This is a genomic window from Bittarella sp. HCP28S3_D9 (assembly GCF_052065655.1).
In the GTDB taxonomy this organism is placed as follows: Bacteria; Bacillota; Clostridia; order Oscillospirales; family Ruminococcaceae; genus Bittarella; species Bittarella massiliensis.
The window spans coordinates 1-18021 of record NZ_JBQHTP010000022.1 but is presented as its reverse complement, the minus strand read 5'-3'; the positions used below and the strand labels follow the sequence as shown (position 1 = coordinate 18021).

At 62.6% G+C, this 18021-nt stretch carries 17 protein-coding genes; 16 read left to right on the top strand and 1 reads right to left on the bottom strand.

Annotation, left to right across the window (positions count from 1 at the left end):
- Positions 1-35 precede the first annotated feature (35 nt).
- The 9 genes from ACTNAU_RS10970 to ACTNAU_RS10930 all read left to right on the top strand — a co-directional run bounded on the left by ACTNAU_RS10970 (position 36) and on the right by ACTNAU_RS10930 (position 9216).
- Entirely contained in the window at positions 36-242 is a 207-nt protein-coding gene (locus ACTNAU_RS10970; protein ID WP_044992901.1) for a 4Fe-4S dicluster domain-containing protein, read from the top strand.
- A gap of 12 nt (positions 243-254) precedes the next feature.
- Positions 255-1319 (top strand): 3-methyl-2-oxobutanoate dehydrogenase subunit VorB, encoded by a 1065-nt coding sequence (locus ACTNAU_RS10965; protein WP_441098439.1) that lies wholly within the window; start codon positions 255-257, stop codon positions 1317-1319.
- Positions 1319-2074, top strand: coding sequence for a thiamine pyrophosphate-dependent enzyme (locus ACTNAU_RS10960; RefSeq protein WP_021660019.1), 756 nt, complete (start codon positions 1319-1321; stop codon positions 2072-2074). The genes ACTNAU_RS10965 and ACTNAU_RS10960 overlap by 1 nt, the downstream gene beginning before the upstream one ends.
- A gap of 1 nt (position 2075) precedes the next feature.
- The gene (locus ACTNAU_RS10955) at positions 2076-2606 is read left to right on the top strand and encodes a 2-oxoacid:acceptor oxidoreductase family protein (protein ID WP_021660018.1); all 531 of its coding nucleotides are present in this window, start codon (positions 2076-2078) and stop codon (positions 2604-2606) included.
- 223 nt (positions 2607-2829) lie between these two features.
- Complete coding sequence (locus tag ACTNAU_RS10950) at positions 2830-3435, top strand: AAA family ATPase (RefSeq protein ID WP_441098438.1); 606 nt, start codon at positions 2830-2832, stop codon at positions 3433-3435.
- Positions 3436-3517: 82 nt separating this feature from the next.
- On the top strand, positions 3518-3787 hold the full coding sequence (locus ACTNAU_RS10945; protein ID WP_185914729.1) for a helix-turn-helix transcriptional regulator: 270 nt from the start codon (positions 3518-3520) through the stop codon (positions 3785-3787).
- Between the two features lie 21 nt (positions 3788-3808).
- Positions 3809-4288 (top strand): peptide deformylase, encoded by a 480-nt coding sequence (gene def, locus ACTNAU_RS10940; RefSeq protein WP_185914730.1) that lies wholly within the window; start codon positions 3809-3811, stop codon positions 4286-4288.
- Positions 4289-4901: 613 nt separating this feature from the next.
- Positions 4902-6122 carry a DUF3592 domain-containing protein gene (locus ACTNAU_RS10935; RefSeq protein ID WP_441098456.1) on the top strand — a complete coding sequence of 407 codons (1221 nt, stop codon included), beginning with the start codon at positions 4902-4904 and terminating at the stop codon, positions 6120-6122.
- A 346-nt stretch (positions 6123-6468) separates the two neighbouring features.
- Complete coding sequence (locus tag ACTNAU_RS10930; RefSeq protein ID WP_441098455.1) at positions 6469-9216, top strand: bacterial Ig-like domain-containing protein; 2748 nt, start codon at positions 6469-6471, stop codon at positions 9214-9216.
- Between the two features lie 135 nt (positions 9217-9351).
- Here the strand turns inward: ACTNAU_RS10930 and ACTNAU_RS10925 are convergent, their stop codons facing one another.
- Complete coding sequence (locus ACTNAU_RS10925; RefSeq protein WP_441098437.1) at positions 9352-10536, bottom strand: amidohydrolase family protein; 1185 nt, start codon at positions 10534-10536, stop codon at positions 9352-9354.
- A gap of 133 nt (positions 10537-10669) precedes the next feature.
- On the opposite strand from ACTNAU_RS10925, the gene ACTNAU_RS10920 reads away from it, so the two are divergent.
- The 7 genes from ACTNAU_RS10920 (at position 10670) to ACTNAU_RS10890 (ending at position 17988) form a co-directional block, all read left to right on the top strand.
- Positions 10670-11560 carry a LysR family transcriptional regulator gene (locus tag ACTNAU_RS10920; protein ID WP_441098436.1) on the top strand — a complete coding sequence of 297 codons (891 nt, stop codon included), beginning with the start codon at positions 10670-10672 and terminating at the stop codon, positions 11558-11560.
- Between the two features lie 576 nt (positions 11561-12136).
- A complete protein-coding gene (locus tag ACTNAU_RS10915; protein WP_441098435.1) occupies positions 12137-13297 on the top strand; it encodes an SIS domain-containing protein in 1161 nt (386 codons plus the stop codon).
- A gap of 18 nt (positions 13298-13315) precedes the next feature.
- The gene (locus ACTNAU_RS10910) at positions 13316-13726 is read left to right on the top strand and encodes a secondary thiamine-phosphate synthase enzyme YjbQ (protein WP_256136435.1); all 411 of its coding nucleotides are present in this window, start codon (positions 13316-13318) and stop codon (positions 13724-13726) included.
- A gap of 24 nt (positions 13727-13750) precedes the next feature.
- Complete coding sequence (locus ACTNAU_RS10905) at positions 13751-14911, top strand: SIS domain-containing protein (RefSeq protein ID WP_216401441.1); 1161 nt, start codon at positions 13751-13753, stop codon at positions 14909-14911.
- Positions 14895-15308: a secondary thiamine-phosphate synthase enzyme YjbQ gene (locus ACTNAU_RS10900; protein WP_441098434.1), complete on the top strand. Its 414-nt coding sequence runs from the start codon at positions 14895-14897 to the stop codon at positions 15306-15308. Before ACTNAU_RS10905 ends, ACTNAU_RS10900 begins: the two co-directional genes overlap by 17 nt.
- Positions 15309-15321: 13 nt before the next feature.
- Positions 15322-15726: a secondary thiamine-phosphate synthase enzyme YjbQ gene (locus ACTNAU_RS10895; RefSeq protein ID WP_021660003.1), complete on the top strand. Its 405-nt coding sequence runs from the start codon at positions 15322-15324 to the stop codon at positions 15724-15726.
- A gap of 393 nt (positions 15727-16119) precedes the next feature.
- Entirely contained in the window at positions 16120-17988 is a 1869-nt protein-coding gene (locus ACTNAU_RS10890) for a polysaccharide biosynthesis protein (protein WP_185914738.1), read from the top strand.
- Positions 17989-18021 lie beyond the last annotated feature (33 nt).

Here is an 18021-nt window from a genome sequence, read left to right as displayed (position 1 = left end):
AAACCCAATTGCAACGAGATATGAGGAGGGAAATCATGCCCAAAATCACAGTGAACGAGGACATCTGCAAGGGCTGCGGTCTCTGCACCGCCAATTGCCCCAAAAAGATCGTCCGGCTGGCCAAAGACCGGCTCAACAAAAAAGGGTATCACCCGGCGGAGTGCTTTGAACCCGAGGCCTGCATCGGCTGCGCCATGTGCGCCACCATGTGCCCCGACTGCGCCATCACGGTAGAAAGGTAGGGATACGGCAATATGACAGACAGAGTGTTAATGAAGGGCAACGAAGCCCTGGCGGAGGCGGCCATCCGCGCCGGCTGCCGCCACTTCTTCGGCTACCCCATCACCCCCCAGACCGAGGTGTCGGCCTACATGGCCAAGAGGATGCCGAAGATCGGCGGCACCTACCTGCAGGCCGAGAGCGAGATCGCGGCCATCAACATGGTGCTGGGCGCTGCCTCCGCCGGGGTGCGGGCCATGACCTCCTCCTCCTCCCCCGGCATCAGCCTCAAGAGCGAGGGGATCTCCTACATAGCCGGCAGCGACCTGCCCTGCCTCATCATCAACGTCATGCGCGGCGGCCCCGGCCTGGGGGGCATCCAGCCCTCTCAGGCGGACTACTGGCAGGCCACCCGCGCCTCCGGCCACGGCGACTTTCAGAACATCGTCTTTGCCCCCTCCACCGTGCAGGAGATGGTGGACCTGACCTTCCAGGCCTTTGACCTGGCCGACAAGTACCGGATGCCCGCCATGATGCTGGCCGACGGGATGCTGGGCCAGATGATGGAGCCGGTGAGTTTCCCCGAGGACTACACCCCCATCCAGGCCGACAAGTCCTGGGCCACAAACGGCCACCAGAACAAGCGCCCCCACAACATCGTCAACTCCCTCTACCTGCAGGCCGACGAGCTGGAGCAGCTGGTGGTCGACCGGTTTGCCCGCTACGAGCAGGTCAAGCAAAACGAGGTGCTGGTGGAGTGCGAGAACACCGAGGACGCCGACTACATCGTGGTCGCCTACGGCGCCACCGCCCGCATCGCCAAGGCCGCCGTCAAGGCCGCCCGCGAGAAGGGGCTGAAGATCGGCTGCATCCGCCCCATCACCGTCTGGCCCTTCCCCACCGATGAGATCGCCGCCGCAGCCGAGGGCTGCAAGGGCTTCCTCTGCGTGGAGATGAGCATGGGGCAGATGGTCGACGACGTCCGCCTGGCCGTCAATGGGAAGGTGCCGGTCTCCTTCTTCGGGCGCACCGGCGGCGTCATCCCCACCCCGGCAGAGGTGCTGGACGAAATTGAAAAAATGGCAGGAGGTGACCGGTAATGGCAATCGTCTTTGAAAAACCCAAGGCCCTGACCGACGCAGTGCTCCACTACTGCCCCGGCTGTACCCACGGCATCATCCACCGGCTGGTGGCGGAGGCCATCGACGAGCTGGGCATCGAGGGCAGGACCATCGGCGTCGCGCCGGTGGGCTGCGCGGTCATGGCGTACAACTACTTTGCCTGCGACATGGTCGAGGCCGCCCACGGCCGCGCCCCCGCAGTGGCCACCGGGCTGCGCCGGGCCCTCCCCGACAGCGTGGTCTTCACCTACCAGGGCGACGGCGACCTGGCCGCCATCGGCACCGCCGAGACGGTGCACGCCGCCACCCGGGGCGAGAACATCACTGTCATCTTCGTCAACAACTGCATCTACGGCATGACCGGCGGGCAGATGGCCCCCACCACCCTGCCGGGGCAGATCACCCAGACCACCCCCTATGGGCGGGACACCGCCACCGCCGGTTTCCCCATCCGCATGTGCGAGATGCTCTCCACCCTCGACGGGGTCGCCCTGGCCCAGCGGGTCACGGTGGACAGCGTCCCCCACGTGAAAGAGGCCAAAAAGGCCATTCAGAAGGCCTTCCAGAACCAGCTGGACCACAAGGGCTTCTCGATCGTCGAAGTCCTCTCCACCTGCCCCACCAACTGGGGCCTCACCCCGATCGAGGCCATGCAGTGGCTGCGGGACAACATGATCCCCTACTACCCGCTGGGGGTCTACAAGGACAAAGACGCGCAGAAGGAGGAGAAGTAGTATGACCCAAAACATCCTGCTGGCCGGCTTCGGCGGCCAGGGCATCCTCTTTGCGGGCAAGGTGGCGGCCTATTCCGGCCTGATGGACGGCAAGGAGGTCTCCTGGCTGCCCTCCTACGGCCCCGAGATGCGGGGCGGCACCGCCAACTGCTCGGTCTGCATCAGCGACGACCCCATCTGCTCCCCCCTGATCCTCAACCCCGACGCCCTGCTGGTGATGAACAAGCCCTCCTACGACAAGTTCATCCACAAGGTCCAGCCCGGCGGGGTGGCGGTCATCGACGCCACCCTCATCAGCGACCGGGAGGAGATCGAAGGGGTCAAGACCTGCTATGTCGAGGCCACCCGCCTGGCCGAGGAGAACGACCTGCAGGGGCTGGCCAACATCATCCTCCTGGGCAAGGTGCTCAAAGAGTGCGGCTTTGCCTCCCTCGAGGCGGTGAAGAAGGGGATCGAAAAGAGCGTCCCCGCCCGCAAGCAGCACCTGGTCGAACCCAACTTCCGCGCCATTGAGTTGGGGATGAGCCTGTAAAACATCCCGACCGTCTCCTGCCCTTGGCAGGGGCTGTCCGCTCCAAAGTCGCCTCTGTTGGCCGCGCCGGTCGCGGTCAGAGGGGCGGCTTTTTTGCGCCTGTCTCCCTCTCGTAAGAGGGCAGTTTTTCTGTTTTGCGGAGGATTTCTCTTACCCAGGGCGGCGGCGTTTTGGTATAATGAGGATAGAGGCCGGCTGTCCGGCCCGAAAGGAGCGTGGCAACATGCGCAGACAGATCATCACCATCAGCAGAGAGTTCGGCAGCGGCGGCAGGACCATCGGCAAAGAGGTGGCCCAGTGCCTGGGTGTTCCCTGTTACGACAAGGAGCTGGTCAAACAGGTGGCGACCGAGACCGGCCTGGACGAGGGGTATGTGGAGCAGAAGGGGGAGGACGCCCCCGGCTCCAGTTGGCTGGCCTGTGCCTTCTCAGCCCGGGGCGGCCAGGTAGGGCCAAGCGGCCTGTCGGTGGACGACTTTCTCTGGGCGGTGCAGCACCGGGTGATCCGGGAGCTGGCCGAGAAAGGGCCCTGTGTCTTTGTGGGCCGCTGTGCCGACTACATCTTGCGGGAGCGGCAGGACTGCCTGCACGTCTTTGTCCACGCCGACCCGGAGGTGCGGGCGGACCGGATCGTCCGCCTCTATGGCGAGAGCGAGAAGAAGCCCGCCAAGCGCTTGGAGGAAAAGGACAAGAAGCGCCGCACCTACTACAAGTATTACACCGGCCAGGAGTGGGGGATGTCGCAGAACTACCACCTCTGTCTGGACAGCGGCGCCCTGGGACTGGACACCTGTGTGGACCTGATCGTCGGCCTGGCGGAAAAAGAGTGAGAAGAGGCCCCCGGACCCGAGAGGGTCCGGGGGCCTTTTGCTGTGCGAATGGGAAAGTTGACTTGACAGAGGAGGGGGCGCGTTGAAGAATCGCATCCGCCTGCTGCGGCGGGAGAAGGGACTTTCCCAGCAGGCGCTGGGAGAGCGGGTGGGGGTTTCCCGCCAGACCATCAGCGCCCTGGAGGCGGGGCGGTATGAGCCCTCCATCTGGCTGGCGCACGACATTGCGCGGGTGTTTGGCCTGCCCATTGAAGAGGTCTTTTTGTTTGCGGAGAGCCCCCGCAAGAGCCGTGCCGAGAGCAGCCGCACGGGGGCGCAGAGACAGCGGAGGGAAAGAGGATCGCTGCTGTAAAAGAGAGAGGGAGGCGCCAATATGGCTTTGCGCGAGATCAGGAAGAAGGGGGACCCGCTGCTCAAAAAGCCCTGCCGGGAGGTGGGGGAGATCGACGGGCGGACCCGGCAACTGCTGGAGGACATGGAGGAGACGCTGCGGCAGGTGGGCGGCGCAGGGATAGCCGCCCCTCAGGTGGGGGTGTTGCGGCGGCTGGTGGTGATCCTCCCCTGGGAGGAGTCGGACCTTGAACAGCCGCTGTTTTTGGTAAACCCCCGCCTGACTTTGGCAGAGGGAGAGCAGGAGTGTGTAGAGGGCTGTCTGAGCAACCCCGGCTGGTGGGGAAAGACCATTCGCCCCCAGCGGGTGCGGGTAGAGGCGCTCGACCGGGAGGGAACCCCCATCTCTATCGAGGGGGAGGGGGCGCTTGCTAAATGCCTCTGCCATGAGCTAGACCACCTGGACGGGGTAGTCTTTTGGGAAAAGGCCATCTGCCAGGTCTTTCCCCAGGAGCAAAAATAAAGGGGCGACTTGCCGCCGGTATGGGGACGGGTTGTGAAAGAGGTAGAAACGGCTTAAAAACACCCTTTCTGCTTTTTGGAATGGGCTGCGGAAGACTCGCAGAAACGGGTCTCTTCCGCGCCGGCCTCTCTCTTTTTAATTGACATACCCTATTCTGATTGGCTTTTTTGTGAAAAAGCTTATCGGAAATGGAGGAAAGAAGGGAGGGAGAGGCCGCCCTTAAAATATCGCAGCTTTTACCGCTTTTGGGGGCGGTGCGAACCCCAAGTGGACGGGAATTCCCCGCTAGGTTCGCACTGAGAAATGGCAGGATAAATGGACGGGGAAAAAGAAGAGCGGACAACAGCCAAAAAATTGACAAGCGTTTGTCGAGAAGGTATATTGAAAGCACAAACAACAGTGCACTTTTGTGTAAGTTTGCAGTCGCACCCCGCGCGGGTGCGTGGATTGAAATGGGACAAGGTTTTGCGCGTTCGCCAACTCTTTCAGTCGCACCCCTCGCGGGTGCGTGGATTGAAATGCAGATTCGCTTCTGCCGCTTCCCGACGCAGGTGTGTCGCACCCCGCGCGAGTGCACATGTTACTCTTCCCCCCCTTCGCGGAGTTGAAATTTGTGCCCATATCACAGCTGTGCGCAGTGCAGCGCAAAACGGCGCGGCAAGTGGTGGCTGCGCATTTGCAAAAAACTTTCTGCCACAAGCGCACCGATGGCCGATGGCCACCGGCAGAAAAACCACTGACAGGCCAATGGGCAAATGAGGAAAAAGGAGGCAGATGTGTGAGGAAGAGAGGCTACTTGCTGGTGAGGGCCATTCCCATTTTGTTTACCGCACTGTTTTTGGCGAGGGCGATAATCAAGGCGCAGAATGTTTCAAGCAGGCTCATGATCCTTCCCTTTTTGATTTGCAGTGTTACAGAGCTTTTGCGAACGATGTTTTTGGCGGCGGGCTGGGAGAAGGCGGCAAAGCTGCTCAACAAGGTGTACGCCGTCAGCTTTTTGCTCTACGTGTTTGGCTTCTTGGGCGTTTGGTGCTATGTGAACATCGCCAATCAAGCGTATCTGCCGCTGCTGTTCTCGCTGCCGTTTTGGCTTGTTGGAGCCTATCTGGTATACAGGGTATTTTTTAGAAAAAAGGATCAGCCGGTCAAGGCCGATTCCAAGAGGCGGTCTATCCACCTGAACGTCAACTTCAGGGTGGTCGTGACCTGCTTTTTGGTGGGGGTGTGCCTGCTGTCCGGCATCGTCATTCTGTTTTTAGGGGTGAAGGACACCATCCAGTTGAACCAGAGAGCAGGGGGTTACACTGCCACCGAGGGGCATTTTGTCGACTATGAGGTCTACCGGAGCGACAGGGAGGGAACGACCTATCGCCTAATTTATGAGTATGAGGTAAACGGCGCCCCGTACCGTGTCTCCACGGACTACGGGACCAATGCGATCCCCGCGCGAAATAGCACCCGAACGGTAAAATATGATCCTGCTAACCCCCAAAAATCAGTTCTGGCGGGGAGCAACAGCGCAAATTGGATGGTTTTTATGGGTCTTTTCTTTGTTCTCGGCTCCACTGTGTTCATCCTGGCTTGGCTCACCGGGAAGGGGTGCTTTGACAGGTGCAAAGTCAGTGTATTGGGCGTCTACATTGGAATCGTGTTCACTTTTGTGGGAGCTGGCAGTATCCTCTTGCGAATGGGGGAGACGGGCTCGTGGCTCTCCTGCTTCCAATCGTTTGGGCTCTGGATTTTGGTCCCGCTGCTGATGATCGCGGCAGGCGTCTTTCAGACGGTCAAATGCCTGCTCCCCGCCCGCAACAAAAAGGGGGAGAGAGGGCAGTAGGCGCGTTGTGGCTTGCTGCTGCGCCATTGCCGCCAAGGCGGAAGAAAAGGGCGAAGGGCAAACGCTCTCGTGCGCCTGCCGGCCCGCCAACTCCGCAGTGAGTTGGCCGGAATGCCGTTTCCCCCTTTTCTCCTCAGCAAAAAATGCGATCCTGTTTCCGCCTTTTTGGCCGCCTCAAAAGGCGGCTTTTTTGTTTCCCTGTCCGGAATGCCAAAAGAGCCCCTTTTTCTTTGGCTGAAATGTCACTGGTTCTCCTTTGCAGCTATTGGTATAATTTTCCTAACAGTTTCGACAAATTAACTGTTTTTTCGACAATTTGCAAATGGGGAAAGGGGACGTGGAAAAGATGTGTATCTGCGGGAAGAGAGGGGTGGCAGCCCTGCTCGCCACCCTGCTGGTGGGCGGGGTGTTCCTGCCCGCTGCTACTGCGCTGGCTGCACCCGCTCCCTCGCTGTCGGCCACTGCCGACAAGAGCGAGGTCGCCCCGGGGGAGGGTGTCCCCATCCACCTCTCCCTCTCGACTGAGGGGTGCCAGGTGGCAATTGTCCAACTGGTACTAAATGTCCCCCAGACAGGTTGGTCCTGGGCGGCAGACGGGGCGGACAGGTGGGTTTCCCCCTCCGCCGCGGCCGCCGTCGACGAGCAGCCAAATGCCGGGAGCCACGAGTGCTTTATCACCCCAGCCGACGGGTCGGCCTATTTTGGGTCGACAGCTGAGCTGGGCGTTTTGGAGGCACTGGCGGGGGAGGGAGCGCCGGCGGGCGCTCCCCTTGCGGCCGACCTGCACTATACCCTTTTGGATGAGAACTTTGCCCCTTTGGGGGAGGAGGACCGCCCCCTCGCCCTGCCCGATGTCTCCGTCTTCGCCCCTGCGCCGCCGGCAGTCACCGGCCTTTCAGTGGAAAAAATGCCCGACAAGACCCTCTATCTGCCGGGAGAACAGCTGGACTTGGCAGGCGGTCTCCTGCGGGTAGACTATGGGGACGGCACCAGTGCCCAGCTGCCGATGGCCGAGGCCGACTGCGATGTCGGCGCGGTGGGGGAGGGGCCGCAGCAGCAGATCGCCCTCACCTACCAGGGGCAGTCGGTCTCCCTCTCCGTCGGGGTGCGCCAACCCCAGGGCCTGACAGTGCAGGCGCTGCCCGACAAGACCCGCTACGCGGTGGGGGAAGGGCTGGACCTCACCGGCGGCCTGCTCTCGGTCGACTACGGCGACGGGATCTCCCGCCCGGTTCAGATGGCGGTGGCCACCCCCAGCGGCTATGATGCCACCCGGGTGGGAGAGCAGGAGGTCGCCCTTCGGTGGAAGGGTTTTGATGTCTCCTTTTCCGTGACGGTGGACGGGGGCGACCTTCGGTCCATCGCCCTTGCCGCCCTGCCCGACAAAACGGTCTACCAGGTGGGGGAGGCGTTCGACCCCGCCGGCGGCGTCTTGCGGCTGGAATACGCCGGTGGCGGCTGGGCGGAGCGGCCTTTGACGGCAGACCTCTGCCAGGCAGCTGCCCTTGACAGCCCCGGCGAAAAGAGCATTTTGGTCTCCCTCGGGGGGAAGACCACCACCTTTGTGGTGGCGGTGGCGGACAACCCGGTCGCCGGGCTGGTTCTCCTCTCGCCGCCGCAGCGCCTAGCATACCAGCTGGGGGAGGAGCTGGAGGTGGCCGGCGGGCGGTTGCAGGTCTGCTACCAAAACGGCGACAGCAGCGAGATGGAGTTGACCCTCGCCCTCTGCAGTCCCACCCGCTTTACCCAGCCGGGCAGTCAGACGGTCACTGTCTCCTACCTGGGACAGAGCGCCGCCTTCACCGTGCAGGTGGCACCGCGGCGGCTGACAGGCATCGCCCTCGCCACCCTGCCGGTCAAGACTGTCTACCGGGTGGGGGAATCCTTTGACCCCGCCGGCGGCAGAGTCACCCTCACCTACAGCGATGGCAGCGAGGAGGTGATCCCCCTCGCTCCCGAACTGGTCAGTGGCTTTGACAGCGCCACACTGGGCGAGCAGACACTGACGGTGTCCGTCGAGGGCCAGACCGCCGCCTTTTCGGTGCAGGTGCTCCCCGAAGAGCAGCTGTGGGGCCTCTCCTTCGCCATTCTCCCCAACAAGTCAAACTACCTGCAGGGCCAGCCCCTGGACCCCTCTGGGGGCGTTCTCCTCCTTTCGCGCGGGGAGGAGCAGCGCCGCATTCCCCTTACGGTCGAGATGTGCTCCCGCTACCGCCCCCAGCTGTTGGGCGTGCAGATGGTGAGCGTTGCCTATGAGGGTGGGCGGGTCGATTGGCCGGTCACCGTGCTCTCCCGGGCGCGGGTGGACGCCCTCAACGCCCAGATGGAAGGGATTTCGCTGGAGGATGTCCTCCCCGAGGAGGAAGGGGCGCTGCGGGCACTCTTCGAACAGGTAGAGGCGCTGTCCCCGCTGGAGAGAGAGGAGCTCTCTGCCCCGGGGCTGACCCGGCTCAAGCAGGCCATCGACCGGGCCGCCGCCCTCGCCGCCCCCGAGCGGGTGGAGCACTTTGACCAAAATCGCCTCACCGTCCGCGCCCCACAGGGGGCCCTCTCCTGGCTGTGCGAGCTGTCGGTGCGGGAGAAGGCGGTCGATGGCCCCCTCACCCAGGCGGTACAGCGCCTGCGCGGGGAGAGGGCCAAAGTCTGGCGCTACTACCAGCTGGAGGTGGAGAGCGCCGCCCGCGCCTCCGGCGGCTTTGCCGCCCCGCTGGAGGTGCGCATCAGCCTGGACGACCTGGCAGACCCCGCCACCGCTGCGGTCTTTTTGGTGGCGGAGGACGGCACCCTCTCCCAGTGCCCACTGCAAATCGAGGGGGAGTGGGGTACCTTTGCCGCCCCCGCCCCAGGCAGCTACGCCCTGGTGGGGGAGCGAGAGGAGGAAGAAGAGCCGAGTGACGGGGAGCAGGGAGAGGCGGACCCCTCCACCGCCCCTGGGGGAGAGGGAGCGGGCTCCCCTGGCAGCTCTTCGGGCGGCAGCGCCAAGACAGGGGAGGGAGGCAACTCCGTCCTGCCGCTGGCCCTGCTCCTGCCTGCGGGGCTCGCCCTCTCCCTGACCCGGCGAAGAGGCGGGCTCGACGATCCGGACAAGCGCTAGAGCGCGGCCCTTGAAAAGATGGGCGCTCCAAGGGCACGCAGCGTCGATTGACAAAAAACGCCTGCCCGCGGCGGTCCGCCGCAGGCAGGGGAAAAGAGGGCGGGGACACAGTCGCGGTGTCCCCCCCCCTCTGTATTACGCCCTTGTGTACAGGATCTCGCCGTTTTTGACCGTCATGAAGCAGCTTTCCAGTGCGTGGATGTCGTTCAGCGGATTCTCGTCAAACACCGCCAGATGGGCCTTTTTGCCCACGGTGATGGAACCCAGCTCATCCTCCACATCCAACATCTTGGCGCTGTTGATCGTCCCGATCGCCAGGGCCTCTGCCGGCGTCAGGTCGCATTTTTCCACCATTGTGACCATCTCGCTGGCGGTGTCGTCGAATTCGCAGAAACTGGAACCGGCGTCGTTGCCGCAGGCACAGGGGATGCCCGCCCGGTACGCCTTTTTGAAGGAGGCGTACGCGGCATGCTCCAGCCGCAGCGCCTTTTCGCGCACCTCGGGGATCAACCGGTCGGCATGTCTTGCGATGTTGTACAGCGCCGACACCGTGGGGTCGAGCCAGGTACCCTGGGCCAGCATCATCTCAACGGACTCGTCGTCGAGGCCGATGCCGTGCTCGATGTGGTCCACGCCGGCAATCACCGCGTTCTTGATGCTCCGGGCGTTCTGGGCATGGCAGCAGGTCTTTTTGGCGGCGTCGTGCGCCACCTTTACACAGGCCGTCAGCTCCTCGACGGTGAGCTGCGGACTGTTGGGGTCCATGCCCGCGGTCAGCACGCTGCCGCTGGAGTAGAGTTTGATGAAATCCGCCCCCTCGCGCAGCTGCAACCTGGTCGCCTTCATGCACTCGTCCACGCCGTCCGCCTGACAGGCGCCGACATTCCAGGTCGCCCCGCCGGTCATGCAGATGGCGGAGGCCACGACCTGCAGGTCTGGGGCCATTCGGATGGTCCCGCCAAGGATGTTCTTCTTCAGATCGCAGGCGGCCCTGTTGGAGGTCCCCACATCCCTCACAAAGGTGACGCCGGTTTTGATCAGTTTCTCACAGTTGAGAATGGAGAACAGCGCCTTGTCAAACTCTGTCATCTTTAACAGGTCTGTCTGCACCGGCGTGCTGTTTGACCACAGGTGCACGTGGCAGTTAAACAGCCCCGGTGTCATGTACTTCTCGGCGAGGTCGATCACCTCGCTGCCGGCCGTGTCAACGCCCTGCCCGATCTCGACGATTTTGCCGTCCTCGACCAGGACAGTGCAGTCGGCCAGCACCTTGTGCGCCAAGACGTCCACTGCGTTCACATGGGTAAAAGCCCGTTTCACAAAATCCCCTCCTAACGGTGTGTGTTGAGAGAAGTGTAGCGCAGACGCCGCGGAAAGAAAAGCACGAAAAAAATTGTTTTCATCAACAAATGCGTTGATATATACTGTCCTTAGACAGACGGGAGGGATGTTTGTGAATGAGCGAAGTCTGGTGGTCTTTCTGGAAGTGTATCGGGAGAGGAGCATGCGGGCGGCCGCGCTGAACCTATATGTCAGCCCCCAGAGTGTGAGCAAAACCATTCTCGACCTCGAAGCAGAGGTGCGGGAAACGCTTTTTGTGCGGGAACAAAAACACCTTGTCCCCACCGACTATGCGATCGAGCTGAAAAAGCACGCGGAGAAAATCCTGTCTGAGTACAGTTTGATCAGAGGGCACTCCCTGGGCCAGCCCCCGCCGAGGCAACTGCTGAAGATCTTTTGCACCTACGGGGTGACAGAGCTTTTGGGCGCGCAGTTTGTCAGGGATTTTAACCGGGTGCACAAGCACATATTGCTCTATCTGGCGGAGATCCCAGACGGCCGCGCGCTGGAACTCCTGCAAAAAAACGAGGGGGCGGCGGCGATCCTGTCGGACCCCAGCAACGGGAACCTCTTTACCTCCCGCCATATATACACGTCCGAGTACTGCTTTGTCGTCGGCAAACAGCACCCGTTGAGCGGGGCAAAGTCAATTGGAATACGGGATTTGGACGCGGTTGACATTGTGACAAAGGGCGGAGAATTTCAGCTGTACATCAACCAGATGGCGGGCTTTTTAGATGTGGACGTGCACCCGAACGTCGTGCTGGAGACGACAAGCTACCACCTGTCCCTGCAGATGGCCGCCGAGAATATCGCAGTTGCATTCATACCGAAGTACATGGCCCAGCGGTATCGCCCGGACAACGCGGTCATCATCCCCTCCGGTCGCTATGACTGCTGCAAGCCGTTTTACTTTGTGACCAAAAACAGCGGGGAGATCGGCGAAGAGACCAAGCGGTTTTGGGACTTTTTGACACTCTGGGTCGACGCCAACATCAAGTGACGCCCTGCCGGAAAGCCCCATCTCGCCGGCAGGTGAACGGAGGGCGCGACCAGATGGCCCGGGGCAGTGTGGAGGGATCTCTCTGAAAAGCCAGAGGGGAGGTCTGGGCAGATTGGCCCGGAAGGGAGGACGCCGCCGCGCGGGGAGATCGCGCGGGCCGTCGGGGAGCGGGTCTGGAGGGCGGAAGGGGGGAGGTGCCCAGCCCCCTCAAGAGACCGAGGCCCCGTATGGGTCCCCTCGGCCCGCCGCCCCAGTGGCCAGCTGTTTGCCGCCCCTGCCTCTGGGTGCAGCCCGTCAGGTCTCACAGGCCCTCCGGCAGGAGCTGGGGGGCCTGTCGCCCCCAGGGCGCCGCTGGTGGCCCCCTTTTGGTGGAGCAAGCGTACAGTTTATACGGCTTTGCCCTTTGGGTGTCCTGCGGATTTTGGCCGGGTGGGAGAAAAGCGGAGAAAATAGAGATTTTGTTGGGGAACAATTGACTTTGACCTGGACGCCCTATACAATATTTTATGGAAAGCAATTTTGAGAATATACAAATTGCCCAAAAAACATGTCCTATTTTTGTCGGGAGGTAAAACCATGAAAAAACTGGACTGCAACAATGCCCTGCGGATGGAGACCTTTGACCTGCCGGTCATGGCCCGCCCCTTCGCCGAGGCAAACGACAAGCCCTTGCGAATGGCCCTCACCACCCCCCAACTCTTCTCGCCCCGCAGCTGCCTGCTGGTGGGCTGCGGCGACTCCTACTGCGCCGGGGTGGCGGCCAAACCGCTGTTCGAGCAGTTGGGCGGCATCCGCACCGAGGCCCTCTCGGCCATGGAGGCGTCCCGCCACTGGCCGAAGGGGAGGATCGGGAACGAGCCCTGCAACCCCCTGCTCTACGTCATCTCCGCCTCGGGCAATGTCTCCCGCAACATCGAGGTCTGCCAGCGGGCGTCCGCCTGCGGGGTGGGGGCCCTGACGGTGGCGGTCACCGCCCACCCGGACTCCCCCATGGCCAAGGCCAGCCAGGCGGTGCTCCCCATCTCCCCCACCCCCTTTGACAGCGGTTTTGACGAGCACTCCCCCGGGCTGCGCAGCTACTACGCCTCCCTCTACGCCCTCTGCTCCTCGGCCATCCGCATGGGCGAGGTGAAGATGCGCTATCCCATGAGCCAGGCCGACGACTACCGCCGCGCCATGGTGGAGTACGCCGAGTCCTTCGGCGGCGAGGTGATGGAGCAAATCGACGACGCCATGTTTGCGCTGGCCCAGCAGTGGCAGGAATTTGACAGCTTTGAGTTTTTGGGCAGCGGCGCCCAGATGGCGACCGCCTGGTTTGACGCGGCCAAGATCTACGAGGCGACCGGCGACGTGGCCACCTACGAGGACATGGAGAACTGGTGCCATGTCAACTACTTTGCCCGCGATCACCGCCGGGTGGGGACGGTGCTGAGCATCTCCAAGGACTCCCCGGCCATGGTCCGCGCCCTGGAGGTGGCCGAGGTGCTGGCCCGGCTGCGGCCCACCCTCATCGTCACCGATGCCGACGCTGCCCTCTTCCCCAAAGAGGCGACGGTCTGCCAACTGCCCAGCCCCCGCTACGGCTTCCTGGCCCCGCTGATGGACTACGTGCCGGTGGCCCTCCTCTCGGGGTACCTGGCCCGGCTGAAGGGGGTCTCCCTCTTCCGAGGTGGAGAGCCGGCCTTCCAGAGCCAACCCACCCACTTTTTGAAAACCAGCCAGATCGAGATCGTATAGGAGAGGGGAGGAACCACCGTGCATTTTTACGAGACCAAGATCGAGTGCCCCAAGGACGGGGTGGTGCAGCTGACCGAGTGGCTGCGCCAGTGCGTGCGGGAGAGCGGGGTGCAGTCGGGCATCGCCGTCCTCTCGGCCCCCCACACCACCTCGGGCATCTCCTTTAACCCCTACATGCTAAAGCCCGAGGACCACCAGGACATCCAGCAGGCCCTGGACAGGCTCATCCCCATGCGCATCGACTACGCCCACCAATTTGACAACCCGGCCGACGCGGCGGGGCACAACAAGTCCGCCCTCATGGGCACCAACACCACCTTCATCGTCGAGGGGGGCGAACTGGTGCTGGGCGGTTCCCAGGGCGTGTTTTTCTTCGAGTTCGACGGTCCCCGCACCCAGCGGTGCCAGCTGGCCGTGTACAGCGACTAGCCTTTTGCAAGGAGGAATGATTGGATGAACAGCGCAATGGAAAATCCGGCCGTCCGGCAATCGCTGGGACTGGTCGACTGCACAAAACCCCTCTGCGACGACCTGCAAAAAAAGATCGAGACCCTCTACACCGACGAGGAGATCCGCAACTTCTGCGAGGTGCTCCTCACCGGCTGCGGCGACTCCTATGTGGCCGGGCTGGCGGTACAGCCGGCCTTTGAGGCGTTGAGCGGGATGCGGGTCAAGGCCCTCTCCACCACCGAGCTCTGCTTTCACTATCCGCTGCCCAGCGGCGACTACGGCCCCGCCCTGGCGGTGGGGGTGAGCATCTCCGGCAAGGCCGCCGACACCGCTGCCGCCATGCAGGCGGTGAAAAATGCCGGCGGCTGGACCCTGGGGGTCACCGAGAGCCGCACCACCGCCCTGGCCCAGACGGCCGACCGCATCTTGAAACACGACTCGATGGAGGCGGAGCTGGCCCCCGGCACCAAGACCTATTTCACCAGCCTTCTCTCCCTGCTCCTGCTGGCCGTCCACTTCGGGGTGGCCAGGGGGCACATCACCGCCGACGAAGCGGCCGCCGTGCGCGCCGACATCGAGGGGTACACCGAGGCGTTTCGCCCGGTCATCCCCGCCCTGACCGAGCAGTGCATGGCCCTGGCGGAACTGCTCAAGGACTGCCGCCACTTTGAGACGGTGGGGTCGGGGACGGACTACGCCACTGCCGCCTTTGTGCGGGAGAAGATCTACGAGGCGGTGGGCAAGGTCACTGCGGTGGAAAATACCGAGGACTGGCTCCACGTCAACTACTACGCCAGAAAGCCCGCCGAGATCGGCACCCTTCTCTTTGCCGCCGGCGACAGCCCGGCCAAGAGCCGCTACCTGGAGGCTGCCTGGGCGATGGACTTCATCGGCCGGCCCTATGTGGTGGTCACCGACCTGGACGCCGGAGAATTCCCCCCTTCCGCCAAGGTTATCACCCTCCCCAAGGCGCCCCGCCTCTGGCTGACGCCGCTGATGCAGTTCATGCCCATGACCATGCTCTTTGGCTTCATGCAGGAACTGCTGGGAGAAAAGCCCCTGCGGGGGCTCGAGGGCGTGTGGGGCGGCAAAAACGCCATCTACGCCGACCAGAGCGGCATCCTCGACTACTTTAAAGAGAAGGGGGATGAAAGCCGTGTTTGAGACCATCCAGCTGCAGACCCAGCACCACAAGGCCTATGACATCACCGCACAGGTGAAGGAGATCGTCGAGAGAAGCGGGGTCAAAGACGGCATCTGCACCGTCTTCTGTCCCGAGACCACGGCGGGCATCTGCATCCACTCCTTCTGGGACCCCCTGGGATGGGACGACATGATGGACGACATCCAGCGGGCCTTCCCCGCCACGGTGGACTACCGGCAGCGCACCCCCTCCGCCTACACTGCCGCCGCTGCCACCAAGGCCAGCTTGATGGGCGGGGTGCAGAGCCTGATCGTCCGGGACGGGGCGCTGGCCTTTGGCTCCTCCCAGGGCATTTTGCTGGCCGAATTCGACGGGCCCAGCCGCTGCCGGCGGGTCTGCGTCAACGTGATGGAATAGGGAGGACAGAGCCATGTATCAGACCATACAGCTGACCACCGGCCCCATGCAGGCGCTGGACATCACCGAAAAGGTGCGCGCCTGCGTGCGGGAGAGCGGGGTGCAAAACGGCATCTGCGTCCTCTTTGTCCCCCACACCACCGCCGCCATCTCCCTTGGCAAAAAGGACGCCGAGGGCAAGGTGGGGGAGGACTTTCAGGGGGAACTGGACCGGGTGATCCCCCTGCGGGCCAACACCATCCACGTGGAGACCCCCTTTGACGCGGCGGGACACATCAAGTCCAGCATCGTCGGGGTGGACATCACCCCGCCCATCTGTGATGGGGAACTGGTCCTGGGGGATGACCAGGCCGTCTATTTCTACGAGTTCGACGGCCCCCGGCCCCGCAAGGTGCTGGTGAAGTGCTACGGCAAATAGAGCGCATTTTCCCTTTTGCGTGAAAGAGGGCGGCCCGTGTTCCCCGAGGGGAGCGCAGGCCGCCCTTTGCCGCGTGTTAGGGGGGAGGGCGCGAGGGTGCAGGGACCGGGACGATGGACGTCAGAGCCCGTCTTTGAGAATCTCTTCAGCTGCAATCGCGCCGAAAAAGGCGGTCATTTCTGTGAGCTTGCAGCGGGGTTTCAGTTGGTGTATAATGGGGTAACAACCGACGAGGTTGTCAAAACCGGAGCGCGGCCGCACGATCTCCCCCAAAAAAGAGGGGCGGTGATGCGGCTTCTCAATTGGGCGGGCGAAGGCCCCTGGCGGCCTCTTCTCGCCCATTCGCCTGTTGGGGCCCGGTTGTGATCCGCTGCAAAAAAGGATGGATTCGCTATGAACAGTCTATACAATGCCCTGCTCAAGGCCAAGCGGTATGTGCTCCTCCCCTTTGACCTGGTCCTCTGGGGGTCGGCCTACTACTTTGCCTACGCCATTCTCCACAGCTCCTTCTCCCTCAAGGGCTATGAAGAGGAATTTTTGGCCACCTTCTTTCTCTACCTCATCTGTGGCACCGCGGTGTTTTTGCTCTTTCGCATCTACAACAAGATGTGGCAGTACGCCGACATTGTCGAGTACCTCTACATCGGCACGGCCTGCGTGGTGGGGAACGCCGCCTTCGTCATCTCCTCCCTTCTCTTGGACCTGCCGGTGGGGATCCGGGCCTATGTGTTGGCCGCCATCCTCAGCACCTTCTTCATCTTCCTCTTCCGCTTTGTCTACAAGATGAACAAGGTCATCGACGCCAAGTACAATTTCCCCACCGCCCGCAAGAAGAAGCGGCTGCTCATCGTCGGCGGCGGCGAGGCCTGCGCCATGATCCTCAGCGAGCTCAAGCGCAACCCCCAAAACAGCTTTGAACCGGTCTGCATCGTGGACGACGACACCACCAAGTTCAAGCGCACCATTCAGGGTGTCCCCATCATGGGCACCACCGACGACGTGGCGCGGCTGTGCGACCAGTACAGTGTGGACGCCATCCTCTTTGCCATTGCCAACATCTCGCTGAAGGAGAAAAACCGCATCATCAACCTCTGCGCCGCCACCAAGAAGGAGGTCAACATCATCCCCGACCTCTACAAGGTGATGACCGGGCAGGAGGTGCCGGTGGGCACCATCCGCCAGGTGGAGGTGGAGGACCTGCTGGGCCGCGAACCCATTGTGCTGGACATGAAGCCGGTGGCCAAGTATGTCGCCGGGCGCCGGGTGATGGTGACCGGGGGCGGGGGCACCATCGGCTCCGAGCTCTGCCGCCAGGTGGCCAAATTTGCCCCCCAGCAGCTGGTGATCGTGGACATCTATGAGAACAACGCCTACGAGATCCAGCAGGAGCTGCTGCGCAGCTACGGCAAGGCACTCAACCTCTCGGTGGAGATCGCCTCCATCCGCGACCGGGACAAGATGGACGTCCTCTTCTCCCGCTACCGGCCGGAGATCATCTTCCACGCGGCGGCGCACAAGCATGTGCCGCTGATGGAGCCGGTGCCCGAGGAGGCGGTGAAGAACAACGTCTTTGGCACCCTGAACCTGGCCCAGTTGGCGGACAAGTACGGTGTCAAGCGGTTTGTGCAGATTTCCACCGACAAGGCGGTGAACCCCACCAGCGTGATGGGCACCACCAAGCGCATCTGCGAGATGATCATGCAGTCGATGGACCAAATCAGCGAGACCGAGTTTGTGGCGGTCCGCTTCGGCAATGTGCTGGGCTCCAACGGCTCGGTCATCCCCCTCTTTAAAGAGCAGATCCGCAAGGGCGGGCCGGTGACGGTGACCCACCCCGACATCATTCGCTACTTCATGACCATCCCCGAGGCGGTGAGCCTGGTGCTGACGGCCGGTTCGCTGGCCAAGGGCGGCGAGATCTTTGTTCTCGATATGGGCCAGCCGGTGCACATCCGCGACCTGGCGGAGAACCTCATCCGCCTCTCCGGCTTCCGCCCGAATGAGGACATCAAGATCGAGTATACCGGCTTGCGGCCGGGCGAGAAGCTCTATGAGGAACTGCTGATGGACGAAGAGGGGATGAAAGAGACCCCCTACGAAAAAATCTTCATCGGCCGGCCGATCGATATCTGTCCCGACGACCTCTGGCGCTCCCTCGACGAGATGCGCCCCCTGGCGTACAGCAACCAGCCGGACAAGGTGATTGCCGAGCTGCAAAAGATCGTGCCCACCTTCACCCCCACCCCCAACCAACACAGTTGAGAGAAGAGGGGGGGGGGGGGGGGGGGGGGGGGG

Bases quoted from the DNA above. Each gene is read 5' to 3' on its own strand.
- ACTNAU_RS10970 (WP_044992901.1), top strand. From the start codon at position 36: ATGCCCAAAATCACAGTGAACGAGGACATCTGCAAGGGCTGCGGTCTC.
- ACTNAU_RS10965 (WP_441098439.1), top strand. From the start codon at position 255: ATGACAGACAGAGTGTTAATGAAGGGCAACGAAGCCCTGGCGGAGGCG.
- ACTNAU_RS10960 (WP_021660019.1), top strand. From the start codon at position 1,319: ATGGCAATCGTCTTTGAAAAACCCAAGGCCCTGACCGACGCAGTGCTC.
- ACTNAU_RS10955 (WP_021660018.1), top strand. From the start codon at position 2,076: ATGACCCAAAACATCCTGCTGGCCGGCTTCGGCGGCCAGGGCATCCTC.
- ACTNAU_RS10950 (WP_441098438.1), top strand. From the start codon at position 2,830: ATGCGCAGACAGATCATCACCATCAGCAGAGAGTTCGGCAGCGGCGGC.
- def (WP_185914730.1), top strand. From the start codon at position 3,809: ATGGCTTTGCGCGAGATCAGGAAGAAGGGGGACCCGCTGCTCAAAAAG.
- ACTNAU_RS10930 (WP_441098455.1), top strand. From the start codon at position 6,469: ATGTGTATCTGCGGGAAGAGAGGGGTGGCAGCCCTGCTCGCCACCCTG.
- ACTNAU_RS10915 (WP_441098435.1), top strand. From the start codon at position 12,137: ATGAAAAAACTGGACTGCAACAATGCCCTGCGGATGGAGACCTTTGAC.
- ACTNAU_RS10905 (WP_216401441.1), top strand. From the start codon at position 13,751: ATGAACAGCGCAATGGAAAATCCGGCCGTCCGGCAATCGCTGGGACTG.
- ACTNAU_RS10900 (WP_441098434.1), top strand. From the start codon at position 14,895: ATGAAAGCCGTGTTTGAGACCATCCAGCTGCAGACCCAGCACCACAAG.
- ACTNAU_RS10895 (WP_021660003.1), top strand. From the start codon at position 15,322: ATGTATCAGACCATACAGCTGACCACCGGCCCCATGCAGGCGCTGGAC.
- ACTNAU_RS10890 (WP_185914738.1), top strand. From the start codon at position 16,120: ATGAACAGTCTATACAATGCCCTGCTCAAGGCCAAGCGGTATGTGCTC.